This is a genomic window from Streptomyces sp. SID13666 (assembly GCF_010548325.1).
GTDB lineage: Bacteria > Actinomycetota > Actinomycetes > Streptomycetales > Streptomycetaceae > Actinacidiphila > Actinacidiphila fildesensis.
This window is the reverse complement of the sequence record NZ_JAAGLX010000003.1, coordinates 224,874-250,515: the sequence shown is the minus strand read 5'-3', so window position 1 is coordinate 250,515 and position 25,642 is coordinate 224,874. Positions and strand designations below refer to the sequence as shown.

The following is a 25,642-nucleotide window of genomic DNA, read 5'->3' as shown; positions in this document are numbered from 1 at the left end:
GTCGTGAACAACTCATTTGGAAACACCGTGCGGTTGTTCGGAGCCGGGGTGCGCGCGCTGCTCGTCCTGACCTTGGTCTGCGGCGTGCTCTACCCGCTCCTGATCACCGGCATGGCCCAGGGCCTGTTCCACAACAAGGCCAACGGTTCGGAGATCAAGGACGGCGGCAAGGTCGTCGGTTCCAGCCTCATCGGACAGACCTACAACCTTCCGCTGAAGAACGGCGAGGAGACTCCCGCGCCCGACCTGAAGTGGTTCCAGCCGCGGCCGTCCAACGGACTGGGCACCAACTCCGTCAACACCCAGTACTCGCTCATCCTCTCCGGGGCCACCAACCGCTCCGGCGACAACGCGGACCTGATCAAGTGGGTGACGGAGGCCAAGGCCGCCGTCGTCAAGGACAACTCCACGGCGGACTTCAAGGTCAAGCCCTCGGACGTGCCGGCCGACGCCGTCACCTCCTCCGGCTCCGGCCTCGACCCGCAGATCTCGCCCGAGTACGCCGAGCTCCAGGTCCACCGGGTCGCCGCGCTCAACAAGCTCGACGCCCAGCAGGTCGAGAAGCTGGTGGCGGACAACACCGACGGCCGGATCCTCGGCTTCATCGGTGAGCCGCGGGTGAACGTCCTGAAGCTCAACATCGCCCTCAAAGCGCTCATCGCGCATTGATCGCGTTACAGCGGATACGCCGGGCAAGGCCGGCGCGGCCGGAGGTCTGCGGCCCGAGACATCTCTCTCGGGCCGCAGACCCGCCGCGTTCCGGCAGACGCTCCCTCACGCACGACAGGAAGGCGGCACACCGATGACCCGGGTGCTGGTGGTGGAGGACGAACCACAGCTCGTGCGGGCTCTCGAGATGAATCTGAAGGCACGCAAGTACGAGGTCGACACGGCACCCAGCGGGGGAACCGCCAGGGAACCAGTCCACCCAGGGCCCGGAGGCCAGGAGGGCATGGCAGGACAGCTCACTCACGGGGTTCGGGGTTCCGTTCCACGGTACGTGATGGTGGCGCGAGCTGGTGGTCCGTGCCCCTCCTACGCGCCGACAGGTGCGCAGGAGGGCCGGGAAGGGCGGTGCGGATCCCCCCCCACGGGAACCGCACCGCCCTCGTCTCAACGGCCGTTGGGCTTCCTGCCGTGATTGGCCTTCTTCTTGCGGCGGGCCTTCTTCTTACGGGCGCGCTTGGACATGTACCGCCTCGGTTCGGGGTGTGGGTGGTTCAGCCGGTCCGGCCGACCAACTGGTCGGCGACCTTGCACAGCCGGCGGACGGTGCGGTCCTCCATCGCGACGGGCGCGGCGGGCGAGATCGCGGTGCGGTCGTAGTAGGCGCCGGGTACGAGCTCGGTCGCGGGGTCGCACAGCCGGACCACGCGGGAGGCGCCCTCGGCGGACGAGTCGCCCTCGTGCGCGTACAGCGGCAGCAGGGCGGTATCGCAGATGCCCGGGTGCACGCTGACGGAGGTGCATCCGGCGTCCGATCCCGCGCCCGCCCTGGCGAAGATCGTCAGCGCGAGCTGGGACTGGGCGTAGGCGGCCAGCCGGGAGTAACGGCGGGACCGGTTCAGGTCGTTCCAGGCGATGGACGCCGTGCGGTGCATGGACGACGACACGTTGACGACGCGGCTGCCGGGCCGGGCGGTCAGCGGCCCGGTCAGTTCGCGGGTGAGGAGGAATGCCGCGAGGAAGTTGACCTGGAAGGCGATCTCGTTGCCGTCGGGCGTCATCGTGTGGCGCTCGGGGGCGGCGACCGCCGCGTTGTTCACCAGCACGTCCAGTACGGGATGCGCGTCCGCGACCTTGGCGGCCATCGCCCGCACGTCCTCCAGCCGGGAGAAGTCCGCCACCACGAGGTCCAGCCGGGACGCCGCGACGCCGGCGGCCACCAGCCGGGTGACGGCCTGCTGCCCGGAGGTGAGGTCCGGCGCGTGCACGATGACGGTGCTGCCCTGTTCGGCGAGCAGCCCGGCGGTCTCCCAGCCGATACCGGAGGTGGCGCCGGTGACGAGCGCGGTGCGGCGGACGGGTGAGACGGGTGAAGACATGATCCACTCCGGGATGCGGGATTGCGGGTTTACGGATTGGTTGTGGAACAGGGCTCAGGAGAGCGGGACGGCACAGAGGTGCCGGGAAACGCGCCACCGGGCTCGTTGAGCGATGGGCGGTGACGGGGAAAGTGCGTCAGCGCACCGGAGGTGAACAGGGCGCAGCCGGCGGCACCGTATGCGGTGGCCGGTCGTCATGGCGCAGGCAGCTGTTCACGTCTCCATCCAAGGAGACTGCGGAGCCCGGACTCAAGGGGAGCGGCGGAACCCTGACGGTCTCCTGACAGCGCTTTCGGAGGATGCGTCAGCCCGGCGTCAAGAATCGACGGTGCGCTGTCATAGGCGTATCAAGAACCGTGTACGTGACCGATGTCGGGGTTGAGGCTCTGTTCGGGAACGGTCGTCGGCCGTTCGTGATGTGAAGCTGGAGGGCCGCGGACATGACAGAGACCATCGCGGCCGGTACGTCGCACGGCGACGGCTCGGGGGCACCGTCCCGGGCGCACACACAGCACGGAGAAGCCGTCGCACCGTCGAACGCCGGCCGTCAGGCCGGGCGGGACCCTGCTGGGCCGCCACCACCTTCCCTGTGGCGGCCCAGCGCAGGCACCGGAACAGCGAACTGCCCCGGACCGGTTGATCTCGCCGGTGGGCCCGGGGCAGTTCGTCGTGCTCAGGTGGCGCGTGGCCGGCGGTCAGTGGGTGTCGACGTGCGGGGCCCGGTCGGGTTCGGCGGCGGGGTCGTCGGCGGGGTCGGGGTGGTTCGCCCAGGGGGTGAGGCGGGGTTCGCCGCGGCGGACGGAGCCGGGGGCGCGGCGGGTCGGGCGCTGCGGCCGGTGTTCGGACGAGCTCAGCTGCCAGGGCACGCTGATGACCATGACGCCAGGGGTGAACAGCAGCCGGCTCTTGAGCCACAGCGCGGACTGGTTGTGCAGCAGGTTCTCCCACCAGTGCCCGACGACGTACTCGGGGATGAAGACACTGATCACATCGCGGGGGCTGGTGCGGTTGAGCGACCGTACGTACTCCACGACCGGGCGGGTCACTTCCCGGTACGGCGACGCCAACGTCTTCAGCGGCACCTCGATCCCGAAGGCGTCCCACTGGTCCTGGAGGACCTTGGCCTCGTCGCGGTCGACCGAGACGGTGAGCGCTTCGAGGGTGTCGGGGCGGCAGGCGCGGGCGTAGGCGAGGGCCCGCAGCGTCGGTTTGTGGACCTTCGAGACCAGCACGACGGCATGCACGCGCGCGGGCAGCACCGTCTCGTCCGTCGGGTCGGTGACCGCCAGCTCGGCGGCGGTTCTGTCGTAGTGCCGCCGGATGCCGCGCATCATCAGCCACAACGCCACCGCGGCGATCACGGCCAGGTACGCGCCCTGCATGAACTTCGTCAGCAGCACGATGACCAGCACCAGACCCGTGACGAACGCCCCGAGCCCGTTGATCAGCCGGGCGGTCTGGTGCCGGCGCCGCTGCGCGGGGTCGGGCTCATCGCGCAGGGCACGGTTCCAGTGCCGGACCATGCCGGTCTGCGACAGCGTGAAGGAGGTGAAGACACCCAGGATGTACAGGTGGATGAGGTTGGTGACCGACGCGTCGAACACCCAGAGGAGGCCACCGGCGACGACGGCCAGCGCGACGATGCCGTTGGAGAACGCGAGCCGGTCACCGCGGGTGTGCAGCTGACGGGGCAGGTAGCGGTGCTGCGCCAGGATCGACGAGAGCAGCGGGAATCCGTTGAACGCGGTGTTGGCGGCCAGCACCAGCACCAGGGCGGTGGCGGCCTGGATGAAGAAGAAGCCGAAGCTGTGATCGCCGCCGAAGATCGCGGCGGCCAGCTGGGCGATGACGGTGCGCTGCGGGGTGGTCGCGCAGTCCCCGGCGAAGCCCGTGAGACGGCAGGTGTCCTCGGTGATGTGCACCTTCGCGATCATCGCGAGGGCGGTGATGCCGGAGAACATCACGACGGCGATCAGGCCCATCGCGGTCATGGTGGAGGCCGCGTTGCGCGACTTGGGCTTGCGGAACGCGGGCACGCCGTTCGAGATCGCCTCGACACCGGTGAGGGCGGTGCAGCCGCTGGAGAACGCCCGCAGCCCCAGCATCAGCAGTGCGAGACCGGTCAGATTGCTGTTACCGGGGGCCGCGGTGACGCCGTAGGCGGCGGACTCCGCCACCGGGGCGTCGCCGACCAGCCAGCGGAACAGCCCGGTGGCACACATGATCAGCACGCCCGCGACGAACAGGTACGTGGGCGCCGCGAACGCCCGGCCGGACTCGCGCACGCCGCGCAGGTTCACGGCCGCCAGCAGAGCCACGAACCCCACGGCCATGGCGGTGCGGTAGTCGTTGAGCGAGGGCACCGCGGAGATGATGTTGTCGACGCCGGAGGCGACGGACACCGCGACGGTCATCACGTAGTCGACGAGCAATGACGCGGCGACGACCAGCCCCGCGGAGGGGCCGAGGTTGGTGGCGACCACCTCGTACGATCCGCCGCCGGACGGGTACGCGTGCACGACCTGCCGGTAGGAGAGCACCACGACGGCCATCAGGCCGACCACGGCTATCGCCACCCAGGTCGTCAGATGGAGAAAGGCCAGCCCGCCGAGGGTGAGGACCAGCAGGATCTCCTGCGTGGCGTACGCGACCGACGACAGCGGGTCCGACGCGAAGATCGGCAGCGCCAGCCGCTTGGGCAGCAGCGTCTCCTGCAACCCCTCGCTCGGCAACGCCCGCCCGATGACTACCCGCTTGATTCCATCCACGATTCTCGCCACGCGGGGGAGCGTAAGGGCCGTCCGGCGGTCCGGATGGCGGCGGACAGGGCGCCGCAGAGCCCGTGATCCGATGGGATGTGCCGCCAACTGCCGTACAGAGCAGGGGAATACGTCTTCCGGAGGTCATCGGGCCGACCCGAGTGCCACTGCTTGTCGCTCACCAGTCTTAACGAAATCCATACGGCTCGCCGCGTCGCGCCCGTCGCCGGTCCGACCCAGCACGGAAGTGCGGCACCTCGACGTCACCGGGGTCCTATAGGGTCACGGCGCCGTACGAGCCGATGACGTAAGGAACGAGCGACGAGTGAGGGCGGACCGGAGCGTGGACCGGAGCACGGGTACGGGCCGGGTGGGGCTGGTCACGATCGGGCGGGAGTGGGGTCGGATCGGCTGTATCGGCTTCGGCGGACCACCGACCCACATCTCTCTCCTGCGGCAGTTGTGTGTGGAGCGCCGCAACTGGATCCCGGCGGAGGAGTTCGAGGATTCCATCACCGCGACGAACCTGTTGCCGGGCCCTGCCTCCACACAGCTGGCGATCCTCACCGCCTGGCGCCTGCGCGGCCTCCCCGGCGCGCTGGTCGGCGGTCTGAGTTTCATCCTGCCGGGCCTCGCGCTGATCCTGGCCCTTGCCGCGCTGTTCCTGTCCGGGAACCCGCCGCTGTGGGTGCTCGGGGCGGCCGCCGGGGCCGGTTCCGCCGTCGCCGCCGTTGCCGTGCACGCGGCCTGGTCGTTGGCTCCCGGCAGCTGGAAGCGTGCGGGGAAGGCACGTTCCGCCCGTGCCCGCTGGCTCGGGTACGCGCTGGCGGGCGCGGCCGCTGCCGCTCTGACGGGGCCATGGCTCGTGCTGGTCCTGCTCGCGGCGGGTCTGGTGGAGATCGCCGTACGCGCCCGCGGCCGGCGCTTCGGCCGACGCGTCGCGTCGTGGCCGGTAGTGGCTGCTGCTCCGGTGCTCGGCGGGGGAATGGTGGCGCTGGCCTGGGTGGCGCTCAAGGTGGGAGCTCTGTCGTACGGCGGAGGGTTCGTCATCATTCCGCTGATGCAGGCGGACGCCGTCGACCATTACCACTGGATGACCGACAGCCAGTTCCTCAACGCCGTCGCCCTCGGCCAGATCACCCCGGGCCCGGTCGTGCAGACCGTCGCCGTGGTCGGGTACGCGGCCGGTGGAGTGTGGGGTGGTCTGCTGGCCGCCTCGGTGGCGTTCGCCCCGTCGTTCCTGTTCGTGATCCTCGGCGGGCGGCATTTCGACGGCCTGCGCTCCAGCGAGCGGGTGCAGGCGTTCTTCACCGGCGCCGGCCCCGCTGTGATCGGGGCCATCGCCGGCTCAGCGATCCCGCTCTCCCTGGCCCTGCGGAACGGCTGGCAGTACGCCGTGCTGGCGGCAGCAGCCCTCTGGCTGCTGGCTGCCCGGCATGGAGTGGTCAGCGCGCTGCTGGGAGCAGGAGCGCTCGGCGTGGCGGCGGCGCTGGCCGGCTGGGCGGTGGGCTGACCACCATCCGTGCCTCAGCGGCGTTCCCTGCGGCCGCTATTTCAGCAGCCGGGACATCCGCCGGTCCGCGAGGGGGTTGCCGCCGGTCTGGCAGGTGGGGCAGTACTGCAGCGCGGAATCGCTGAAGGACACCTCGCGGATGGTGTCGCCGCAGACCGGGCAGGGTTCGCCCTTCCGTCCATGGACCCGGAGCCCGCTCTTCTTCTCGCTCTTGAGATCCCGCAGGGCCAGCCCGCTGGACCGCTCGATCGCGTCGGCGAGGGTCGAGCCGATCGCCGCGTAGATCCGGGCCACCTCGTCCTCGGAGAGGTTGGCCGCGAGTTTGAACGGCGACATCTTGGCGGTGTGCAGGATCTCGTCGGAGTAGGCGTTGCCGATTCCGGCGATCGTGCTCTGGTCGCGGAGGAGCCCCTTGATCTGGCGGCGGTCGTCCTTCAGCAGCCCGGCGAAGACCGCCGGGGTGAAGGCCGCGGAGAGGGGGTCGGGCCCGAGCCGCGCGATACCGGGTACGTCCTGCGGATCCCGTACGACGTAGACCGCGAGGTGCTTCTTGGTGCCGGCCTCGGTGACGTCGAAACCCGCGCCGTCGGGTTCGGTGAGTCGCACCCGCAGGGCGAGCGGGCCTTTGCCGGGGCGCGGCGGCTCCGCCGGCAGGGCGTCGTTCCAGCGCACCCAGCCGGCGCGGGCGAGATGGATGACCAGGTGCAGGTCCCCTGCCTGGAGGTCGAGGAACTTCCCGTGCCGGGTCACGCTCCCGAAGACGAGGCCTTCGAGTGCGCCCGGCGGTGGGTCGTAGGTCTTGAGCGCGTGGACGGCGAGCGGGTACACCCGCGCGACGGAACGGCCGACGACGTGTTCGGCCAGGAAGCGGGTGAGGGACTCGACCTCCGGCAGTTCGGGCATGTCCTCAGTCTGCCCCGGCGCGGCCCGATCGGCCGGATACGGCGGCACACACCCCGGCCGGCCTCGCCGAACCGGGCCGGGACCGCAGGTGCCGCCCGCGCGTGGCTTCGCGCGGGCGGCGGACCGTACGTGGGGGGATGTTCAGAGGCCGGCGGCGGCGCTCTGGATTGCGGAGGCGAAGGTGCTCACCTCGGTGTAGACGCCCGGGTACCCGGCTCGCGCGCAGCCTTCGCCCCAGCTGACGATGCCGACCTGGATCCACTGGTTGTTGTTGTCCTTGCGGAACATCGGACCGCCGGAGTCGCCCTGGCACGTGTCGACGCCGCCCTGGGTGAAGCCGGCGCAGATCTCCTCGCCGGGTATCAGGTCGCCGCCGTAGGAGCTGCTGCAGGACGCGTCGCTGACGAACGGGACCTTGGCCTTGTACAGGTAGCGCTGCTGGCCGCCGCCCTCGCTTCTGGCGCCCCAGCCCGCGATGTCGAACGTGCCGGAGTTGAACGCGGTCGTGCCGGCGATGTTCAGGGTCGGCAGGTTGATGGGCTTGGCGAGCTTGATCAGCGCCCAGTCCTTTCCGCTGCCGTTGTAGCCGGGGGCCTGCAGCACACGCGTGGACTTGACCTTGATGGCGCTGCCGCTCTGCAGGTCGACGACGCCCGCCGTCGCGGTGATGGACGTGTTCGCGCCGCTGCCGTTCACACAGTGCGCGGCGGTGAGGACGATCTGCTGGGTGTACAGCGCGCCACCGCAGCCCATGGACAGTCGGACCATCCAGGGGAACTCGCCCTGCGCCGCGCGGGTGCCGCCGACGACGGACGGACTGGGCTCCGGGCTGGGGGCGGTCGCCTGGGCGCTGAGGGGCTGGAGGCTGAAGACGGCGAGGGTGATCGCGCCGAGCGCCGCGTACCTTTTGAGTGGCTTCAGGCCGAGGTGCAGGCCGAGTGGCTTCAGGAAGTTCTTCAACGTTCTTCCTCTCGTGTGGGGGAAGGCACGTAGCGGCAGGTGCATGACAACTCTGAATCCGGAAGGCACCGCAGGACTTCCGGTTCAGGTGGGGGATGCCGCAAGAGTGCCGGTGTGAGTGTGCTGGCGGAGCGAACCCTCCGGCAAGTGGGCCTTTTCGGCCACGGACGTCCGCTCCCGGAAGCCGGCACGGCCGGCACGTCGCCGCCCGACCCCGGGGGTCGGTTTCAGGTAGCGGCGCTCACGAGATATCTTGATGTCGAGACGTTTGTCGATGTGAAGCGGAGTACTGGTGACTGACTCGACCATTATCTATACGCACACTGACGAGGCCCCGGCCTTGGCGACGTATTCGCTTCTGCCGGTGATCCAGGCCTATGCCTCGACCGCGGGCGTCCGCGTCGAGACCCGCGACATCTCGCTCAGCGGCCGCATCATCGCCAGCTTCCCCGAGCGTCTCGCGGAGAACCAGCGGGTCGACGACGCGCTCGCCGAGCTCGGCACGCTGGCCAAGACCCCCGAAGCCAACATCGTCAAGCTGCCGAACATCTCGGCCTCGATCCCGCAGCTCAAGGCGGCCATCGCCGAGCTGCAGTCGATCGGCTACGCGCTGCCGGACTACCCGGACGACCCGAAGACCGACGAGGACCGGGACGTCCGCGCCCGCTACGACAAGGTCAAGGGCAGCGCCGTCAACCCGGTGCTCCGCGAGGGCAACTCCGACCGCCGCGCGCCCGCGTCCGTCAAGAACTACGCCAAGGCGCACCCGCACCGCATGGGCGCGTGGACGGCCGACTCGAAGACGAACGTCGCGCACATGACCGCCGACGACTTCCGCTCCACCGAGAAGTCCACGGTCATCGCCGCGGACGGCTCGCTGCGCATCGAGCTCGTGGGTGACGACGGCAGCACCACGGTGCTGCGCGAGTCGGTACCCGTGCTCGCCGGCGAGGTCGTGGACGTGTCCGTCATGCGGGTCGCCGCGCTGCGTGAGTTCTTCACCGCGCAGGTCGCCCGGGCCAAGGCCGAGGGCGTGCTGTTCTCGGTGCACCTCAAGGCCACGATGATGAAGGTCTCCGACCCGATCATCTTCGGCCACGTCGTGCGGGCCTTCTTCCCGAAGACGTTCGCCGAGTACGGCCAGACGCTGGCCGCGGCCGGCCTGAGCCCGAACGACGGGCTCGGCGGCATCCTCAAGGGCCTGGAGTCGCTGCCCGAGGGCGCGAAGATCAAGGCGTCCTTCGAGGCCGAGATCGCCGAGGGCCCCGAGCTGGCCATGGTGGACTCCGACCGGGGCATCACCAACCTGCACGTGCCGAGCGATGTCATCGTCGACGCCTCGATGCCGGCCATGATCCGCACCTCCGGCCACATGTGGGGCCCGGACGGTTCGGAGGCCGACACCCTCGCCGTCATCCCCGACAGCAGCTACGCGGGCATCTACCAGGTCGTCATCGACGACTGCCGCGCGCACGGCGCCTACGACCCGGCGACCATGGGCTCCGTCCCGAACGTCGGCCTCATGGCGCAGGCGGCCGAGGAGTACGGCAGCCACGACAAGACCTTCGAGATCCCGGCCACCGGCACCGTCCGGGTCATCGACACCGACGGCAACGCCGTACTCGAGCAGACGGTCGGCGCGGGCGATGTGTTCCGCATGTGCCAGACCAAGGACGTGCCGATCCGCGACTGGGTCAAGCTCGCCGTGAAGCGGGCTCGCGCCACCGGCAACCCGACCGTGTTCTGGCTCGACGAGGGCCGCGCGCACGACGCCAACCTGATCGCCAAGGTCAAGGCGTACCTGCCCGAGCACGACACCGACGGTCTGCAGATCGAGATCATGACCCCGGAGCAGGCGACCGCGTTCTCCCTGGAGCGCATCCGCCGCGGCGAGGACACCATCTCGGTCACCGGCAACGTGCTGCGCGACTACCTGACGGACCTCTTCCCGATCCTGGAGCTCGGCACGAGCGCCAAGATGCTCTCCGTCGTCCCGCTGATCAACGGCGGCGGCCTGTTCGAGACGGGCGCCGGCGGCTCCGCCCCGAAGCACGTCCAGCAGCTGCTCAAGGAGAACTACCTCCGCTGGGACAGCCTGGGTGAGTTCCTCGCCCTCGCGGTCAGCTTCGAGCACCTGGCGCAGACCACGGGCAACGCGCGCGCCCAGGTCCTCGCCGACACCCTCGACCGGGCGACCGGCACGTTCCTCAACGAGGACAAGTCGCCGAGCCGCAAGCTCGGTGGCATCGACAACCGCGGCAGCCACTTCTACCTGGCGCTGTACTGGGCGCAGGAGCTGGCCGAGCAGACCGAGGACGCGCAACTGGCCGGCGCGTTCGCGGGTCTCGCCGCGACGCTGGCCGAGCAGGAGCGGACCATCGTCGACGAGCTCATCGCCGTCCAGGGTTCGCCGACCGACATCGGCAGCTACTACCGTCCCGACGACGCCAAGGCCTCGGCCGTGATGCGCCCGTCGAAGACGTTCAACGACGCCATCGCGACCCTCGGCTGACGAGAGACGCACGGCGGGGCCCGCCGGCCCGGGAGCGATCCCGGGCCGGCGGGCCTTCGTGTTTCCCGGACGTCGGCGCGCGGCCGGCGTGGTGGTGGAGTAGGAGTGGCCGCCCGTTCCGGCCAGCGCGCCCTTGTCGACGATGAGGTACTCGTCGCGGATGGGCGCACCGGCGAACCAGGATTCGAGGATCTCGCGTGGTGCCCTGGCGGGGCGACCGCTACGAGGGGCGGCCCGTGGCGAGGTCCTTCAGCAGGTTCTCGATCGTCGTCAGGCGGGCCTGCAGGGCCTCGACGTCACCGCGGGTGGCGTTCTGCTCGGTGGGCTTGAGGGTGATGATCAGATGGCCGTCCGGTTCCAGCCGGCCCGAGGCGACATCCGCGATCGCCTCACCGTTCTGCATCCGGACCGCGTGCTCGATCTCGGCAGACCTCAGCGCCAGGTCACGCATGGCCTGCGGTACGAGCTTGCCGTCCTCGATGAGGGTGGTCGGGGTTCCTTCCAGCAGCCGCTCCGCCCGGGAGTCGCCGGCCAGCCAGCGGTTCACCGCGGAGTTGACGGCGATCAGGGTGAACGCGCCGATCACCCCGCCGAGCAGACTGTTGTCCGGCCCGATGATCGCGTTCTGCACGACGTTGGACAGCAGGAAGATCACGACGAAGTCGAAGGTGTTCAGGTTCGCCAGGCCCCGCTTCCCGGCCAGCCGGAACAGGACCAGGATCAGGACGTAGACCAGCACGGTGCGGACGATCTTCTCCGCGATCGGCACCTGAACGGACATCAGGTCATGCCACACGACAACTCCTCAGGGACGGTGACGCGCGCCAGGACCCGCCGGCCCGGCAACGCAGAGGGTCACGCTACGCGCCGTCGGTCCGGCGCACGCCCGTGCGCCGCGCCGTCGGTCACCGGCGGTCCGCAGCCACTGCTGGCTCGTGCTTCCTGTGTCGCTCTGCTGCACGACGGCCGCCCAGATCGGCGGTGGAGTCACCGGCCACGCCGAGGAGCTTTCCGCTGCGCAGGCTCATGATCTTGACGTAGCCGCCGCCCGCGTCGGTCAGCGTCCACTGCTGGTTCGTGCCGCCGTGCGGCTGTACCGGATCAGCGCCGTACCGGTGGAGGTGGAGGCGCCGGGTACGTGGATGGCCTTGTCGCTGCGGCGGTTGACCAGCGTGAAGACGGTCGGCATGGGGGTGGGGGTCAGGGTGGTGGTCCCGCCGGAGGCCAGGGTCACGTCCTGGCTCCACGCGCCGGCCCGGACGGTGGTACGGGTGCCGCCCACGCTGTGCAGGGTGACCGAGGTGACCTGGCCCGCGCTCCCGGCCCTCGGCGCGACGAGCAAGGCGGATCTCCGTGCGCTGCTCCGGGCGGAGCCGAAGCTGATCCTCGGGGTCCTCGTCTTCATCGCGGCGGCCGTCGCGGCCCGCCGGGGATCCAGGAAGGCCATCAGGTCGCAGGACTTCGGAACGTGGCTGTGGGACGAGAGCAGCCGACAGGGCTGACCGGCCGTTAACGGCTGTTCAATGCCCCGTTCTCCGGGAAGCACCTCCGCCATCACATACAACCATTAAGGTCTCATTCGCACGTTCGAGTACATGGACGGCCTCGGCTGCGCCGGCAACTCCTCCGCCGATTCCGCCGCCACCGGCAACTGGAGCTCCTGAGCATGTATCTCGCGGACCGCTCCGCCCCCAGCGGGGCGACCACCACGCCGGGCCGTACACGCGGCCGCCGGTTCCCCGGGGTCTCCTCGGTGGTGTTCGCGCTGGGCGCGGTCAGCCTCATCACCGACATCTCCTCCGAGATGGTCACCGCCGTCCTGCCGCTGTACCTCGTCGTGGGGCTCGGCCTCAGCCCGCTGGGCTTCGGCGCGCTCGACGGTGTCTACAACGGTGTCAGCGCGCTGGTCCAACTGGCGGGCGGCCACCTCGCCGACCGGGTGCGGAACCACAAACTCATAGCCGGGCTCGGCTACGGACTGTCCGCGGTGTGCAAACCGCTGCTGCTCCTCGTGCACAGCCTGGGTCCGCTGGGCGTGGTGCTCGCGCTGGAGCGCACGGGCAAGGGGCTGCGCACCGCCCCGCGCGACGCGATGATCTCCCTGTCCACGCCACCGGAGTTCCAGGGCCGGGCCTTCGGCGTGCACCGGGCGATGGACACCACCGGCGCGGTTCTCGGACCCATCGCCGCGTTCCTGATCCTGCGCGCGGCGACCGACGGCTACGACGCCGTCTTCGGCGTCAGCGCCTGCGTGGCCGTGCTCGGCGTGCTGGTCCTGATACTGTTCGTACCCGGGAAAGTGCGCGCCGGGCAGGCCGAACCGGTGACACCGGACGAGGCCGGGAGTGGGGAGCGGGCCGGGGCCGAGGTCGTGGACAAGCAACCCGTCGACCTTCGCGAGGCGTTGCGCCTCTTGCGCATGCCGCGGCTGCGCGGGCTCGCCGGCTGCGCCGCCCTGCTCGGCCTCACCACCGTCAGCGACGCCTTCGTCTATCTGCTGCTGCAACGCCGTACCGGCATCAGCGAGTACTGGTTCCCGCTGATGCCGCTCGGCACCGCCGCGGTGTTCCTGCTGCTGGCCGTGCCCGTCGGTACGTTGGCCGACCGGGTCGGGCGGCGCGTCGTGTTCCTTGTGGGGCACGCCCTGCTGCTCCTCGCGTACACGCTGCTGCTCTGGGCCCCCGACCTGCCGGCCCTGCCCTATCTCGTGCTCGCGCTGCACGGCATGTTCTACGCCGCGACCGATGGTGTGCTGCCGGCCGCGGTCGCCGCCATCGTGCCCGAGCAGTTGCGGGCCAGCGGCCTCGCGCTGGTCGGCACCGGCCAGGCGCTGGCCCGGTTCTGCTGCTCGATCGCCTTCGGTGCGGCCTGGACCGTCTGGGGAGACGGTCCGGCGCTGGCGGGATCCGCGGTGGGCCTGCTCTGCTGCGCGGCCGTCGCGGGTGTGGTGCTGCGGCCGCCGGGCGGCCGCGCATGATCCGGCACCGTGTACCGACGCCCGCCGCGGTGACGTGTGTACCGACGCTTTCTGTCGCCTCGCAGCTCCCCGCCACTCCTGTCCCGGCATCCGCAAGGATCCCGATGACGCCAAAGCGCCGCCTGCTCATACTTGCCACGGCGGTGCTCCTCCTCGCGGGGCTGGGAATCGGACTGGTCCTGCACGCCGCCTCCCGCGCATACAAGAAGAACCAGCCACAGGCGGGCGCGGGCGGGACCACCGACTTGTGGAGCGTTCCCGCCGACGGCGCCGGAACGCCCCGCCTGCTGATCCCCGGCGCTTCTTCCCCCGCGCCTCTGTAACCACGCGGACGACCGCGGGACCACCCACGATATGCAGGATGGTTGACGATCGTCGAAATGGCGGCATAGCCTCAGGGGGAGCAGGTCGAGCGTGTGCGTGGCGCGCCGCGATGTCAGTGACACGTGTCTCTTCGCACCTCGGCCGTAGCTGCCAAGCCTCTGCCGACGCTCGTCGGCCGCCAGGGAAGGAAGCCTCTGATGGTTGGTGCCGGAGACCAGGATGTGCCCGTCGTGGAGTTGTCCACGGGCACGTTGCGCGGCCGCACGGAGGGCGGGGTCGCGGTGTTCAAGGGGGTGCCGTACGCCGAGCCGCCCATCGGCGACCTGCGGTGGCGCCCGGCGCGGCCGCACCCGGGCTGGAGCGGAACGAGGGATGCGACGGCCTACGGTCCCAGCGCCCCGCAGATGTTCATGGAGGGCGGTGACCCGGTACTCGGCGGCCACGGCTTCCCGCCCTTCGACGAGGACTGCCTGACGCTCAACGTCTGGACGCCGTCCTCCGACGCCTCCGGCCGGCCGGTGCTGGTCTGGATCCACGGCGGCGGCTTCGTCTCCGGGTCCGGCTCGCTGCCCAACTACTCCGGTGAGACCTTCGCGCGCAACGGCGACCTTGTGGTGGTGTCCATCAACTACCGCATCGGTCCGCTGGGTTACCTCTCGTTCGGCTCGGACGCGGACGGGGAGTCCGCCAATTTCTGGCTCACCGACCAGGTCGCCGCGCTGCGCTGGGTGCGGGAGAACATCGCGGAGTTCGGCGGCGACCCCGACAACATCACCGTTGCCGGCCAGTCGGGCGGCGCCATCTCCACGGCGGCGCTCGCCGGCCACCCGGAGGGCAGAACCCTGTTCCACCGCGCCATCCTGCAGAGCCCGCCCTTCGGCCTGCACGTTCCCACCCGCGCCGAAGCCCTGGAGCGGACCACCGTCTACCAGGAGATCCTCGGCGCCAAGGGAATCGCGGACCTGCGGGCCGTGCCCTGGCCGCGGCTGATCGAGGCGGGCGGGGAACTGTTCGGGCGCACGATGCGCTGGGGCTACTGGCCCACACCGTTCCTGCCCGTCATCGACGAGGCGACGATGGACCGGCACCCCGTCGAGACGCTGCTCAACGGCGCCGGGTCGGACATCGACGTGCTGATCGGCTGGACCAGGGAAGAGGCCAACTTCGGGTTCGGGCTCGACGAGAGGTACGCCGCCGCCACCCGGGACGAGGTGATCAGCAGGGCGGCGGACACCTTCGGTGAGGGGGCGGCGGAGGCGTACGCGGCCTACGCGGCGACCCGGCCGGGCGCGCGGCCGGTGGACGTGCTGATGGATCTGATCTCGGACGAGCTGTTCCGCGTGCCGAGCGTGGATCTGGCCGAGCGCCGGGCCGCCCAGGGGCGACCGGTGTGGGTGTACCAATTCGACTTCCCGACCCCCGCGCACGACGGCCGGCTCGGTGCCGCCCACTGCCTGGAACTGCCCTTCACCTTCAACAACTTCGACCAGTGGTCGCACGCGCCCTTCCTGGAGGGGATCCGGCCCGCGGCGCGCGACGGCCTCGCCGCGTCCATGCACCAGGCGTGGATCTCCTTCATCCGCACCGGCGATCCGAACCATGCGGCGCTGCCAGTCTGGGAGCGCTATGACGAGCAGTCCCGTACGACCATGCGTTTCGACTCCGTGATCACGGCCACCGCCGACCTCGCGGGGGACTCGCGGAGATTGCACGGTTCTGCGAGCCGGTGATAACGCGTGTAACCTGATCTCTGAACCTGTGTGCTCCGGGCTGACGTGCCCGTGGGCGCACCACCGGGGAATTGATCAAGGAAGTCATGGCCAAGGACGCTCCCGCTCAGCCGCCACGGACCATCACCAGCGCGGATGTGGCGCGCCTGGCCGGGGTGTCCCGGGCCACGGTGTCCTTCGTGCTCAACGACACCCAGGCGCACCGGGTCAGCGAGAGCACCCGCGCCCGGGTACTGACCGCCGCCGACCAGCTGGGCTACGTCCCGCACGCCGCCGCGCGTTCGCTGCGTGCCGGACGTAGCAATCTGGTGCTGATGCCGTCATCGGTGTCGGCGATCGGCAGGCTGGTCAGCGATTGGGTGGACGATCTGCACAGCGAGCTCGACCGGCGCGGTTACACGGTTGTGCTCCATGCCGGCCGCTTCCCCGACGCCGTCACCGCCGCGCGCGCGTGGGCCGAGCTGCGGCCGGCGGCGGTGTTCGCTCTCTCCGGCGACTCCTTCACCCCGGAAGCGGCCGATCTCCTGCAGCGCGCGGGAATCCGCGGGCTGCTGGCGTTCGCCGCCCGTCCGCTGGCCGGTGCGCACACCATCGCGTTCGACCACGCGGACATCGGCGCCGCCGCCGTCGACCACCTCGTCGCGCGGGGGCGGCGCAACATCGCCGTGCTGATGCCGCAGGAGCGCGGCCTGAGCGCCTTCGCCGAACCGCGGCTGGCCGGAGCGCAAGGCGTCGCGGCCACGCGCATGGCGACGGTGACCGCCGTGGAGGTGGCGTACACCCAGGACTCCGTGGCCCAGCTGGCGGAGCGCTGGCGGGAGCTGGGCTTCGACGCGGTGTTCGCCTACAACGACGAGTACGCGGCGCTGCTGATGCACGCCTTCCAGGACGTGGGCATCGGTGTCCCGGAGGACGTGGCCGTGGTCGGCGCCGACGATCTGGTGCTGGCCTCGCTGCAGCGCCCCCCGCTGACGTCCATCCGCCTCAACCTGCCGGGTCCGGGCGTTATCGCCGAGACCCTCCAGCAGCTGATCGAGCACGGCACGGCGGAGCCCGTCGACCCGGTGGACGTCACCCTCATCCACCGGGCGTCCTCCTAGCGTCCGATCATTGGGTCCGGCGACCGTTCAACTTGATCGGCTCCGCCCGCGACGCCGTTGACTTGGGAATTCACTGAGACGCCGTTGACTTGGGAATTCACTGATCCAACTGGCGCCCGCATCTGGCGTCGTGCGGGGGCTGCCGATTCGCCGGTGCACCCGCAAACGGGCCATGCCGTTCCTCCGTGCCGTCGATCGCCCACACCCGTATCCACCGCCCCGTGCTCCTCACCGGCAAGATCCGCCGGACAGGCTCTGAGTGCGGCCCAGTTGGCAGCGCCAGGACGCCTCCGGGTTGCCGCTACCGGCAACCCGGTGAACTCCGTCATCACAGGTCACAAGGCACGTCTTCGTCACCAAGGCACCCGCAGACGGTCACCGGTCCCTGGATCCACTGGATCCAGCTTCAAATGTTGGGCACAAATTCCACACATCCACCTCTTCAGACGGGCCCCGAGGGTCTAGACTGACCATGCTTCACATGGTGGGATACGAGGCGACAAATCATGATCTCCAGGTCAGGCGTTGCGGGCAGCCAACAGCCGCGTCTCCGCCGCCGGACATGGGGGTGATCAATTCCTGGAGCCCGCGAAGGGGGCTTGGGTGCGGGGAGCACCCGAGGTTTCGACGGGTTCCCGCGCACCTTGAGAGTTCGGCTGGACACGTGAGTCCGCTGTTGTCGGGGTGGGTTGTTCAAGTAGCTCTGAAATAGCCCGGGTTGTCATGCGGGCGGGGGCCTCCCGAGAGGAGGAACAGTGCGGGGGGCGGGGGCCTCCCGAGGGGAGCAACAGTGTTGGACGAACACGTCGAGCCACTGGGGACCTGGGGGGTTCTGTGCGGCAAGGGGGACTAGTCAGGCCGTTTCCGTCGGCGCGCGGGCGTCTGGCGAACGGAGCGATCAGACAGCCCGCGATCGAATGGGAGCAGCGGTACCGCCGTGCCGTGGTCACCGGCGATACGGTGGCCACCGCCTTCGTGGTGGCGGCGATCGGCAACTTCTTCAGGGCCCGGGATGCGGCCAACTGGCATGAGAACCGGGGAACTTCTCACATTCGGCACCGAGCTGCTGGTGCTGGGAGCGCTTGCGGTGAGCCGGTCGTGGGCTCCGGCCGTGCTCGGCCAGGGCGCCGAGGAATTCCGCCGGCTCGGACGCTCACTGTTGACGGCGACCGTCGTGCCGGCGCTCGGCGGGATCGCCCGCACCTCGCGCAACATCAAGCTCTGGATCTTCGTCGCGATCCCCGCGATCGCGCTCGTCACCACGGTGAATTTGTGGAAGACGCCGCGCGCGGTGCTTCAGGGGCAGGGGGCCTTCTGATGCGCGGGGGGCGCCGTCCGGTCGGCGCACGGACCGCAGGCCGAATGGCCGGCGGACGGACAGCAGGCCGAAAGGGCCTGCCCGGGGGGAGGAACGGGACATGAGAGTAAGCGTCTTTGGGCTCGGCTACGTGGGCTGCGTGTCGGCCGCGTGCCTGGCCAGCCTGGGTCACGAGGTCATCGGGGTGGACGTGAGCCAGGTGAAGGTCGACCTGGTCAACGACGGCAAGGCCCCGGTGGTCGAGGAGCGGATCGGCGAGCTCATCGCCGAGGCCGTGCGGACCGGAGCTTTACACGCCACCGGCGACGTCCGCGAGGCGATCATGGGCAGCGAGGTGTCGCTGATCTGCGTGGGCACGCCGTCGGAGCCCAACGGCAGCCTGTGCACCACGTACTTGGAGCGGGTCACCGAGCAGATCGGTGCTGCGGTGGCCGAGCGGGGTGGGCGGCAGACCGTCGTGTTCCGCAGCACCATGCTCCCGGGCACCTGCCTGAACCTGCTGGTGCCGATCCTGGAGAAGTACGTCGGCGGCACGGCCGGGGTGGACTTCGGGGTCGCGGTCAACCCGGAGTTCCTGCGCGAGGGCACGAGCGTGCGGGACTTCTTCGACCCGCCCAAGACCGTCATCGGCGAGCTCGACCCGGCAAGTGGCGACGTGGTGGCGGCGCTGTACGACGGAGTGCCCGGCGAGGTGTTCCGGGTGCCGATCCCGACGGCCGAGGCGATCAAGTACGCGGACAACGCGTTCCACGGACTGAAGATCGGCTTCGCGAACGAGCTGGGCGCGGTGTGCCAGGCGCTCGGGGTGGACTCGCACCAGGTGATAGACGTGTTCCTGGCCGACCGCAAGCTGAACATCAGCCCCGCCTACCTGCGACCCGGCTTCGCCTTCGGTGGCTCCTGCCTGCCCAAGGACCTGCGCAGCCTGGTCCACGCCGCACGGCGGGCCGACGTCTCGGTGCCCATCCTCGCCCACGTACTGGCCTCCAACTCCGACCATCTGCAGCGCGCGGTGGAGCTCGTCGAGCGCACCGGCAAGCGTCGGGTGGGCCTGTTCGGTCTTTCCTTCAAACCCGGCACCGACGACCTCCGCGAGAGCCCGCTCGTCGAGCTGGCGGAGAGACTCTTCGGCAAGGGTTACGACCTGCGGATCTACGACCCCAACGTGAACCTCTCCCGGCTGCTCGGCGCGAACCGCGAGTACATCGAGACCCGGCTGCCGCACCTCGCACAGCTGCTCGCGGGCTCCGTCGGCGAGGTGATGGAGCACGCCGAGGTGTGCCTGGTCGGAACCAGGGATCCGGACGTGCTTTCGGCGCTGCCCCATGGCGAAGGACCGGTGCTCATCGACCTCATCCACCTTCCCGACGCCGACGTGCGCCGGGCCGAACCGGGGTACGTGGGCCTTGCTTGGTGACGCGGTCAGCGGCGACGGGACGGCCGGTCGCGCGCTGATCCTGGTGGAGAACCTGTCGGTGCCGTTCGACCGGCGGGTGTGGCAGGAGTGCACGACGCTGCGCGACGCGGGCTGGACGGTGCACGTCATCTGCCCCCAAGGGACAAAGCGGGACACCGAGGCGGAGGCGGAGATCGACGGGGTGCGGATCCACCGCTACCCGTTGCGCGCGGCCACCGGAGGGCCGGCAGGCTACCTGCGGGAGTACGGTTCGGCGTTGTGGCACACGTTCCGGCTGGCCCGCAAGGTCGGCCCGGTCGACGTGGTCCACGCCTGCAACCCGCCCGACCTGCTGTTCCTGCCGGCACTGTGGCTGAAGCGGCGCGGGGCACGGTTCGTCTTCGACCAGCACGACCTGGTACCGGAGCTGTACCTTTCCCGGTTCGACCGCGGCGAGGATCTGCTCTACCGCGCCGTGTGCGCGCTGGAACGGCGGACCTACCGGGCCGCGGACGTCGTGCTCGCCACGAACGAGAGCTACCGGGACGTGGCACTGCGCCGTGGCGGCCGCCAACCGGCGGACGTCTTCGTGGTGCGCAGCGCGCCCCAGACCGACCGGTTCCAACCGGTGCCGCCCGAGCCGGAGTTGAAGAACGGCAAGCCCCATTTGCTGTGCTACCTCGGCGTCATGGGCCCGCAGGACGGCGTCGACTACGCCTTGCGGGCCCTCGCGAAGCTGCGCGACGAGCTCGGGCGGACCGACTGGCACGCCGTGTTCGTCGGTTCCGGCGACGCCTTCGACGCGATGGTGGAGCTGTCCCGGCAGCTCGGGCTGTCCGATCAGGTGGAGTTCACCGGGCGCATTCCGGACGCCGACCTGGTGCGCTACCTGTCCACCGCGGACGTGTGCCTCTCTCCCGACCCGCGCAATCCGCTCAACGACGTGTCGACCATGAACAAGGTCCTGGAGTACATGGCGATGGGCCGGCCGATCATCTCGTTCGACCTCCGGGAGGCGCGGGTCTCCGCCGGCGACGCCGCCCTCTACGCGCCCGCCAATGACGAGGCCGAATTCGCCAGGCTCATCGCGCTGCTCCTTGACGATCCGGAGAAGCGGGCCCAGATGGGCAAGATCGGCCAGGAGCGGATCAGCGGACAGCTTTCCTGGCGGAACTCGCAAGCGTCGCTGCTCGCCGCCTACGCCGCTGCGTGCCGTGACCACACCCCGGTGTCGGCGGGCGACCCGGTCCGCACAGGGAAGAGGCAGCACCGTTGAGCGATGACACGATCCGCCTGGTCACGATCGGGTGGATTCTCCGTCGACGGTGGCGGCTTCTCGCCGTCCTCGCCCTGGTGGGCGCGCTCGTCGGCTACGGCACCTCGGTGCTGTTCCCGCCGCGGTACACGACGTCGGCATCGGTACTGCTGCCAGGGCAGTGGGAAGAGCGCGAGCTCCTGACTCAGGTGGATATCGCGACCAGTTCGGTGGTGGTCGACCGCGCGGCCGCCGCTCTCGACTGGACCAAGGTCAGCGGCACCGAGCTGCGGGATCGAGTGAGCGCCAAGGCCGCCGACGGGAACATCATCAAGATCTCGGGAACGGCCGACACCCCGGAGCACGCGCAGCAGCTCTCCGACCGGATGGCCCAGCAATTCGTCAAATTCGCCGCGCGGATCGCAGGCGGCAGCACCGACCCCGACGCGGCTACCGGGATCGAGGCCCTGCGGCAGAACGTGGTGGAGACCAACCGCCGCATCACCGACCTGGCCAATGCGGCAGATCCGGGGCAGACCGTGGAGAGCGTGCAGGCCCGTACCGACCTCGAGAAGCTGCGCACCTCGCTGGAGGAGGCCATGACGAAGCTGGACCAGGCCGACCCGGCGACCAACAAGGCCGGCATGGTCGTCATGGGGCCGGCGGCCCGGCCGACCGGTGAGGCGCCGCCGACGAGGATGCAGCTCATCGTCGGCGGGGCGCTGCTGTTCTTCCTGCTCGCGGTCATCGGCCATCTCGTCGCCGCACGGGTGAATCGCCGACTGCGCACCGAACCGCAGATCGCCGCGGCGCTGGGCTCGGCGCTCCTCGGCACCGTCGACGTGCCTGATGAACGGCGCGCGCACCAGCCAGCAGGTCGTGGCCCGCGAGCCCGGATCCGCCGACTCCTCGGCGTCGACACCCGGTGGGACATACCGACCCCGCCGAGGTCCGGCGACGAGGCCGGCTCGCGGATCCGCTACCGGCGGGTGTGCGCTCGCCTCCGGGACCAGCTGCCGGCCCCCCGGCGGCTGCTGGTCGTCGTACCGGACGGCGACGAGATCGCCCGCCGGGCCGCCGGGCAGCTCGTCGCCGAGGCCCAGGACGATCCGCAGCTGCGGGTGGTGGAGGTCTCGGTGGACCGGCCGACAGTGCCGGACCGCGACACCGAGTCCGGTGCCCTGGTCGTGCTCAGCGCGGGCAGCTGGACCGCTGAGGAGCTCGCCGGCATCGCCGAGGCGTGTGCGGACGGCAGGCATGAGGTTGTCGGCATCGTCGTCGCCGGCACGGTCCGGGCCAGTCCGACGCGATCCGCCGACGATCCTCCGGACAACGCCACTCCGGCGCTCGCGGTGCACAGTCACGCGACGGGAGGTTCGGTGTGACGACGAGCACGACTTCGGAGTTGTCGGCAGCCACTCCGCTCCTTGACCTGCAGGGACTGGTGGTGGCGGTGCGCAGGCGCCGCCGCCTCTGGTGCTCCCTGGCGCTCCTGGGACTGCTGCTCGGCGCGGCGGTGGCGGTCCTGCGGCCGCCGCCGCCGGCCGCGGTGACCAAGGTGCTGGTCGCGCATCAGCAGGACCAGCCGAACGACCCCGGAACGCTGATCCGCACCGACGTCGCGCTGCTGCAAACCACGCGAATCGCCGGTATGGCCCTGCAGTCCCTCGGATCCCCTGAAAAACCAGAGGACTTCATGCCGGACTACGCGGGTGTCGGCCTGACCAACAACCTGATGCAGATCAATGTGACAGGTGACACCGACGCGGAAGCGGTGGTCCGCGCCAAGGCGCTGGCCGACGCGTTCGTCTCGGACCATGTGAGGCGGATTCAGGAAGCCGCGAACGCCGAGTCCAAGGCTCTGCTCGACCAGCGTGACCGCATGCGGGACGAACTCGCCAAGGTCAACAAGTCGATCGGAAACGGACGGCCGGGGAGTGGGCCGACAGCGTCGGCGGACCTGGAGTCGCTCTTCGCCCGCCGGGCCGAGCTCACCTCGCGGATCACCGATTTCGGCCAGCGCGCCGCGGAGGCGCGCATCGGCACGCCCCAGCTCGTCGCCGGCACACAGATCGTGGACGCCCCGCGCGCGGTGCAGCACTCCCTGCTCAGGGCCGCTGCCACCAACGCCGCGATCGGGCTCGTCCTAGGGCTCGTCCTCGGGCTCGCGGTGGCCGCGGTCGGCACGGTGGTGGCGGACCGCCCCGTGCTGCGCCGGGACATCGCGGCGAACCTGGGCGCCTCGGTCATCGCGGAGCTGCCCCGCCGGTCGGGCAGGCGGTGGCAGCGCCGACGGACCCGGGCGGCCCGCGAACGGCTCACCGCGACCCTGGCCCGCACCGTGCGCGGCTCCGCGGAACCGGTGTCGCTGCTGGAACTGGGCTGTGCGCGCAGCACGAGCGTGATCGCCCTGGACCTCGCCGAGGCACTGATGGCGGAGGGGCCAGTGGTCATCATCGATGGTCTGCCCGGCTCGCAGCTCGCAGGCCGCCGCCCGAAGCCGGGAGACCCGACCGTGGTCAGCGGCGAGGGTGCCGCGGCCCTGTCCCATCAGGAGCGCCGACTCGGTGTCGGCTCGGTGGCCCCCGGCACGGCGTGGACCGGCCTCCCGGACCTCGGTACCCAGACCGTGCTCGTCGTGCGTGCCGGGCACGGCAGCACCGCATGGCTGCACACCGTGGCGCGGCAACTCGCGGACCTGCTCATTCCGGTGATCGGTGTGGTGCTGATCGACCCCGATCCGCGGGACAGGACCGACGGCACCCTGTGGGACGGGCTGCACACCGCGCTGCGCGGTCACAACGAGCGGCTGGCCCGGCAGAACGCGCCGGGCCGACTGCTGACGGAGCGGCCGTCATGGGCCGTACGAGTCCCGGACAGCGATCAGGAGGCACGGTAATACATGTGCGGCATAGCAGGCACGTACCGATGGCCGGACGGGAAGGTCGTGACCGACCGGCTCACCGATACCCTCGCCCACCGCGGTCCTGACGGGGCGGGCCGGTACGGCCACCCCGTCGGTGACGGCGAAGTGCACCTGGGGCACCGCCGGCTGGCCATCATCGACCTGTCCGAGACCGGCGCCCAGCCGATGGTCTCGGACGGCCTCGTCCTGACGTACAACGGCGAGCTGTACAACGCGCCCGAGCTGCGCGGCGAACTGGCAGCCGCGGGGGTGCGCTTCCGCGGTACCTCCGACACCGAGGTGCTGCTGGAGGCCTGGCGGCGCTGGGGCACGGACTGCCTGCCCCGGCTGCGCGGCATGTTCGCGTTCGGGATCTTCGACGAGCGAACCGGTGACCTCGTGCTCGCCCGCGACCAACTCGGCATCAAGCCGCTGTTCCTGCTCCGGCGCGGTGCGGGCCTGGTGTTCGCCTCCGAGCTCAAGGCGCTCGCCGCCGCCACCGGCGGGTCGCTGCAGGTGGACGATGCGGCGCTGGTGGCCTCGCTGCTGTACTACTGGGTGCCGGACTCACGCTGCGCGTTCCGCGAAGCGGAGAAGCTGCCACCGGGGAGCTGGCTGCGGTGCCGGCCCGACGGCCGGGTGGAGCGCGGCCAGTACTGGAACCTGCGGGACGTCGCCGCCGAGGGCCAGGAGCGGGCCCGCAGCGGCGAGCGGCCGGATATCGCTGCCATCGTCGAGGAGTCGACTCGACGCCACCTGCTCTCCGACGTACCCGTGGCGACCTTCCTCTCCGGCGGTCTCGACTCCAGCTACCTCACCGCCCTGGCGGCCCGCGACCAACCCGGGATCTCCGCCTACACGATCGGGTTCCGCGCCGAGGACGCCAAGTTCGAGGCGATGCCGGACGACCTTCGCTACGCCCGGCAGGTGGCCGAGCGGTTCGGCGTCGACCTGCACGAGATCGAGATCGCTCCGAACGTGCTGGACCTGCTGCCGCAGATGACGTACCACCTGGACGAGCCGATCGGCGACCCCGCCGCGATCAACACGTTCCTGATCTGCGAGGCCGCCCGGGAGGCCGGGGTCAAGGTGATGCTCTCGGGGATGGGTGCCGACGAGCTGTTCGCCGGGTACCGCAAGCACCTGGCCAACCTGCTCGCGCTGCGCTACCAGCGCGTCCCGCGGCCCCTGCGGCGCGGCCTGTCCAGGGCCGTGGACCGGCTGCCGGTCGCCACGGCCCGCCGGGGGTACCGGTCGGTGCGCTTCGCGAAGCGGTTCCTCTCCTTCGCCGATCTGCCGGAGGAGACCGCGTTCCGGCGCAGCTACACCATGTACGACCAGGACGAACTGCTCGCCCTGGTCAATCCGGACCTGGCCGGGACGGTCGATGACGTGCTGACCGAGCACGCGGACATCTACCAGGACAACGAACTCGACGACTTCGTCAATCGCATGTGCCTGGGCGACGCCCGGATGTTCCTGCCGGGCCTGAACCTCGCCTACACGGACCGCTCCAGCATGGCCGCGTCGACCGAGGTGCGGGTGCCGTACGTGGACGTCGAGGTGGTCAAGGCGGCGTTCGCCGTGCCCGGCGATCGCAAGATCGTCGGCCGGCAGGGCAAGGCCGTCCTCAAGGAGGCGGCCACCTCGATCCTGCCCCGGGAGATCGCATACCGGCCCAAGGGCCTGTTCAGCGCCCCGCTGCGGGCCTGGATGAGCCGGGATCTGGCACCGCTGGTGCGCGAGGTGGTGAACGACGGCGTGCTCGTCAATTCCGGGATCCTGCGCCGCGACGCGCTGGCGCGGATGGTCGCCGAGGACGCCGCCGGGCAGCGGGACTTCTCCAAGCATCTGTGGCATGTGCTGACCCTCGAGTACTGGTATCGCGGCGCGACCTCCGGCTCCGGCCGGACCCACCCCTGACGGCGTAGAAACAAGAGGAGTT

General features: G+C 70.3%; 20 protein-coding genes and 2 pseudogenes. 15 read left to right on the top strand and 7 right to left on the bottom strand.

What is annotated here, in order from left to right:
• Nucleotides 1–3: 3 nt before the first annotated feature.
• Together G3I60_RS08110 and G3I60_RS45230 are read left to right on the top strand one after the other, a co-directional pair.
• Nucleotides 4–669 carry a potassium-transporting ATPase subunit C gene (locus G3I60_RS08110; RefSeq protein WP_164292961.1) on the top strand — a complete coding sequence of 222 codons (666 nt, stop codon included), beginning with the start codon at nucleotides 4–6 and terminating at the stop codon, nucleotides 667–669.
• Nucleotides 670–802: 133 nt separating this feature from the next.
• Nucleotides 803–919: pseudogene (locus G3I60_RS45230) on the top strand (DNA-binding response regulator); the annotation flags it as partial.
• Nucleotides 920–1,220: 301 nt separating this feature from the next.
• On the opposite strand, the gene G3I60_RS08100 reads toward G3I60_RS45230, so the two are convergent.
• Together G3I60_RS08100 and G3I60_RS08095 are read right to left on the bottom strand one after the other, a co-directional pair.
• Nucleotides 1,221–2,045, bottom strand: a complete 825-nt coding sequence (locus G3I60_RS08100) for an SDR family NAD(P)-dependent oxidoreductase (RefSeq protein ID WP_164292960.1) — start codon at nucleotides 2,043–2,045, stop codon at nucleotides 1,221–1,223.
• 695 nt (nucleotides 2,046–2,740) lie between these two features.
• Entirely contained in the window at nucleotides 2,741–4,825 is a 2,085-nt protein-coding gene (locus G3I60_RS08095; protein WP_164606932.1) for an APC family permease, read from the bottom strand.
• 322 nt (nucleotides 4,826–5,147) lie between these two features.
• Here G3I60_RS08095 and chrA point away from each other — a divergent pair, with 322 nt between their 5' ends.
• Complete coding sequence (gene chrA / locus G3I60_RS08090; RefSeq protein WP_343240832.1) at nucleotides 5,148–6,317, top strand: chromate efflux transporter; 1,170 nt, start codon at nucleotides 5,148–5,150, stop codon at nucleotides 6,315–6,317.
• 36 nt (nucleotides 6,318–6,353) lie between these two features.
• On the opposite strand, the gene G3I60_RS08085 is transcribed toward chrA, so the two are convergent.
• Together G3I60_RS08085 and G3I60_RS08080 are read right to left on the bottom strand one after the other, a co-directional pair.
• Complete coding sequence (locus G3I60_RS08085) at nucleotides 6,354–7,220, bottom strand: Fpg/Nei family DNA glycosylase (protein WP_164606930.1); 867 nt, start codon at nucleotides 7,218–7,220, stop codon at nucleotides 6,354–6,356.
• A gap of 141 nt (nucleotides 7,221–7,361) precedes the next feature.
• Nucleotides 7,362–8,153, bottom strand: coding sequence for a trypsin-like serine protease (locus G3I60_RS08080; protein WP_138352578.1), 792 nt, complete (start codon nucleotides 8,151–8,153; stop codon nucleotides 7,362–7,364).
• A 319-nt stretch (nucleotides 8,154–8,472) separates the two neighbouring features.
• Between G3I60_RS08080 and G3I60_RS08075 the strand changes: the two genes are divergently transcribed.
• Entirely contained in the window at nucleotides 8,473–10,692 is a 2,220-nt protein-coding gene (locus tag G3I60_RS08075) for an NADP-dependent isocitrate dehydrogenase (RefSeq protein WP_164292957.1), read from the top strand.
• 220 nt (nucleotides 10,693–10,912) lie between these two features.
• On the opposite strand, the gene G3I60_RS08065 is transcribed toward G3I60_RS08075, so the two are convergent.
• The 3 genes from G3I60_RS08065 to G3I60_RS45225 all read right to left on the bottom strand — a co-directional run bounded on the left by G3I60_RS08065 (nucleotide 10,913) and on the right by G3I60_RS45225 (nucleotide 11,974).
• Nucleotides 10,913–11,488 carry a YetF domain-containing protein gene (locus tag G3I60_RS08065; protein ID WP_164292956.1) on the bottom strand — a complete coding sequence of 192 codons (576 nt, stop codon included), beginning with the start codon at nucleotides 11,486–11,488 and terminating at the stop codon, nucleotides 10,913–10,915.
• Between the two features lie 109 nt (nucleotides 11,489–11,597).
• Complete coding sequence (locus tag G3I60_RS47045; protein ID WP_369334863.1) at nucleotides 11,598–11,753, bottom strand: hypothetical protein; 156 nt, start codon at nucleotides 11,751–11,753, stop codon at nucleotides 11,598–11,600.
• Nucleotides 11,750–11,974 carry a hypothetical protein gene (locus G3I60_RS45225; protein ID WP_239069623.1) on the bottom strand — a complete coding sequence of 75 codons (225 nt, stop codon included), beginning with the start codon at nucleotides 11,972–11,974 and terminating at the stop codon, nucleotides 11,750–11,752. The genes G3I60_RS47045 and G3I60_RS45225 overlap by 4 nt, the downstream gene beginning before the upstream one ends.
• A gap of 10 nt (nucleotides 11,975–11,984) precedes the next feature.
• On the opposite strand from G3I60_RS45225, the gene G3I60_RS08055 reads away from it, so the two are divergent.
• From G3I60_RS08055 to asnB, 11 genes and pseudogenes are all read left to right on the top strand, one after another.
• On the top strand, nucleotides 11,985–12,194 hold the full coding sequence (locus G3I60_RS08055) for a hypothetical protein (protein WP_164292954.1): 210 nt from the start codon (nucleotides 11,985–11,987) through the stop codon (nucleotides 12,192–12,194).
• Between the two features lie 164 nt (nucleotides 12,195–12,358).
• A complete protein-coding gene (locus G3I60_RS08050) occupies nucleotides 12,359–13,669 on the top strand; it encodes an MFS transporter (protein WP_164292953.1) in 1,311 nt (436 codons plus the stop codon).
• A 104-nt stretch (nucleotides 13,670–13,773) separates the two neighbouring features.
• Entirely contained in the window at nucleotides 13,774–13,992 is a 219-nt protein-coding gene (locus G3I60_RS08045) for a hypothetical protein (RefSeq protein ID WP_164292916.1), read from the top strand.
• A gap of 198 nt (nucleotides 13,993–14,190) precedes the next feature.
• A complete protein-coding gene (locus tag G3I60_RS08040; RefSeq protein ID WP_164292952.1) occupies nucleotides 14,191–15,723 on the top strand; it encodes a carboxylesterase/lipase family protein in 1,533 nt (510 codons plus the stop codon).
• Between the two features lie 86 nt (nucleotides 15,724–15,809).
• Nucleotides 15,810–16,823, top strand: a complete 1,014-nt coding sequence (locus tag G3I60_RS08035; RefSeq protein WP_164292951.1) for a LacI family DNA-binding transcriptional regulator — start codon at nucleotides 15,810–15,812, stop codon at nucleotides 16,821–16,823.
• A gap of 942 nt (nucleotides 16,824–17,765) precedes the next feature.
• Nucleotides 17,766–18,084 (top strand): annotated as a pseudogene (locus G3I60_RS08030) (sugar transferase); the annotation flags it as partial.
• A gap of 157 nt (nucleotides 18,085–18,241) precedes the next feature.
• Nucleotides 18,242–19,558, top strand: a complete 1,317-nt coding sequence (locus G3I60_RS08025; RefSeq protein WP_164292950.1) for a nucleotide sugar dehydrogenase — start codon at nucleotides 18,242–18,244, stop codon at nucleotides 19,556–19,558.
• Nucleotides 19,548–20,813, top strand: a complete 1,266-nt coding sequence (locus G3I60_RS08020) for a glycosyltransferase family 4 protein (RefSeq protein ID WP_164292949.1) — start codon at nucleotides 19,548–19,550, stop codon at nucleotides 20,811–20,813. Before G3I60_RS08025 ends, G3I60_RS08020 begins: the two co-directional genes overlap by 11 nt.
• On the top strand, nucleotides 20,810–22,177 hold the full coding sequence (locus tag G3I60_RS08015) for a Wzz/FepE/Etk N-terminal domain-containing protein (RefSeq protein WP_164292948.1): 1,368 nt from the start codon (nucleotides 20,810–20,812) through the stop codon (nucleotides 22,175–22,177). The genes G3I60_RS08020 and G3I60_RS08015 overlap by 4 nt, the downstream gene beginning before the upstream one ends.
• The gene (locus tag G3I60_RS08010; RefSeq protein ID WP_164292947.1) at nucleotides 22,174–23,691 is read left to right on the top strand and encodes a Wzz/FepE/Etk N-terminal domain-containing protein; all 1,518 of its coding nucleotides are present in this window, start codon (nucleotides 22,174–22,176) and stop codon (nucleotides 23,689–23,691) included. The genes G3I60_RS08015 and G3I60_RS08010 overlap by 4 nt, the downstream gene beginning before the upstream one ends.
• 3 nt (nucleotides 23,692–23,694) lie before the next feature.
• Nucleotides 23,695–25,620, top strand: a complete 1,926-nt coding sequence (asnB, locus tag G3I60_RS08005) for an asparagine synthase (glutamine-hydrolyzing) (RefSeq protein ID WP_138352492.1) — start codon at nucleotides 23,695–23,697, stop codon at nucleotides 25,618–25,620.
• Nucleotides 25,621–25,642 lie beyond the last annotated feature (22 nt).

Bases quoted from the DNA above. Each gene is read 5' to 3' on its own strand.
- G3I60_RS08100 (WP_164292960.1), bottom strand. From the start codon at position 2,045: ATGTCTTCACCCGTCTCACCCGTCCGCCGCACCGCGCTCGTCACCGGC.
- G3I60_RS08085 (WP_164606930.1), bottom strand. From the start codon at position 7,220: ATGCCCGAACTGCCGGAGGTCGAGTCCCTCACCCGCTTCCTGGCCGAA.
- G3I60_RS08050 (WP_164292953.1), top strand. From the start codon at position 12,359: ATGTATCTCGCGGACCGCTCCGCCCCCAGCGGGGCGACCACCACGCCG.
- G3I60_RS08045 (WP_164292916.1), top strand. From the start codon at position 13,774: ATGACGCCAAAGCGCCGCCTGCTCATACTTGCCACGGCGGTGCTCCTC.
- G3I60_RS08040 (WP_164292952.1), top strand. From the start codon at position 14,191: ATGGTTGGTGCCGGAGACCAGGATGTGCCCGTCGTGGAGTTGTCCACG.
- G3I60_RS08035 (WP_164292951.1), top strand. From the start codon at position 15,810: ATGGCCAAGGACGCTCCCGCTCAGCCGCCACGGACCATCACCAGCGCG.
- G3I60_RS08025 (WP_164292950.1), top strand. From the start codon at position 18,242: ATGAGAGTAAGCGTCTTTGGGCTCGGCTACGTGGGCTGCGTGTCGGCC.
- asnB (WP_138352492.1), top strand. From the start codon at position 23,695: ATGTGCGGCATAGCAGGCACGTACCGATGGCCGGACGGGAAGGTCGTG.